This is a genomic window from Kitasatospora sp. NPDC001683 (genome assembly GCF_053596495.1).
Genome location: NZ_JBSFGK010000235.1, coordinates 1 through 1,129 on the forward strand (window position 1 = coordinate 1; position 1,129 = coordinate 1,129).

The 1,129-nt window shown below is 71.0% G+C and carries 2 pseudogenes; both read right to left on the reverse strand.

Features of this window, described 5'->3' with window-relative positions:
- A pseudogene (locus ACWCYO_RS40690) lies at positions 1 to 564 on the reverse strand (hypothetical protein); the annotation flags it as partial.
- A 14-nt stretch (positions 565 to 578) separates the two neighbouring features.
- Positions 579 to 1,129 (reverse strand): annotated as a pseudogene (locus ACWCYO_RS40695) (peptidoglycan DD-metalloendopeptidase family protein); the annotation flags it as partial.

The window sequence follows — 1,129 nt, forward strand, 5'->3', positions numbered from 1 at the left end:
GTTGGCGCCGGCGGCGAACAACTCCAGGCGGCCGTCCGCCGAGCGTGTGGCCACCACCCGGCCGGACTTCGCCGGATACACCAACGGCGCCGGGCCGGGGTCGTGATGGCCGAGCCGGTCCACGGCGGCCTGCGCCGCGCCCAGGTAGCGCTGGTGCGCGCCCTGGTTGTAGGTCGACCAGGGCTGCCAGTTGGTGCCGCCGTTGGAGATGCGGTACGCCGCGTTGGCGTTGCACTGGGCGTCGAAGGCGCAGGCGTCGCTGACCTCGGGGTGCCAGTAGTCGTTGATCTCCCACAGGCCGCGGTCGCGGGACGGCGGGGTGTTGTTCTGGACGTTGGACGCCAACGGGTTGCAGCTGGACTCGGCCATGCCGACGGCGATCGCGGTCACCAGGGCGTCGCCCCGGAAGCCGGCCTCGTACCCGACCTCGGCGCACAGGTCGATGCCGGTGGCGGCCGGCGCGGGTGTGGCTCCGGCCGTCAGGCCCGCCGCCACGCCCAGCGAGACGACCGTGGACAGCAGGACGCGGTGCGGCGCCCGGCGGGCGCGTGGTGTGCTGGTCACGTGTGGCTTCCCCCTCAGTTGACGGCCGGTCCGGCGGTGGTGTTGAGCCAGGCCCAGTCGGACCAGGTGGAGAAGCCGGTCTGCCATTTGTGGTAGACGCCGGCGCTGCTGGCGCCGAAGACCTCGATCCGTCCGTCGGCGTTGGCGGTGGCGAAGATCTCGGTACCGGCGCTGCCGAAGGTGTCCCACTGGCTGTACGGGGCGTTCAGGTTGGTCTGCCAGGTGTGCTGCGCGGTGCTGCCGTTGATGGCGAAGACCTCGACGCGGCCGTCCGCGGTCGGCTGGCTGGTGATCCTGGCGTCGGCCGGTCCGCCGGCTGCCTCCCAGTCGGACCAACTGGTGGGGCTGGTCTGGTACTTGTGGAAGATTCCGGCTGGGCCGGAGGCGAGGACTTCGAGGCGACCGTCCTGGTTGTGGTCGACGGTGAAGGCGTGTCCGCCGCCGCCGAAGGTTTCCCAGCTGGACCAGCAGCCGTTGACGGCGGTCTGCCATTGGTGTTGGAAGGTGGTGGTGTTGAGGGCGAAGACTTCGAGTCGGCCGTCGGGGGCCTTGCCGAGTCGGACCT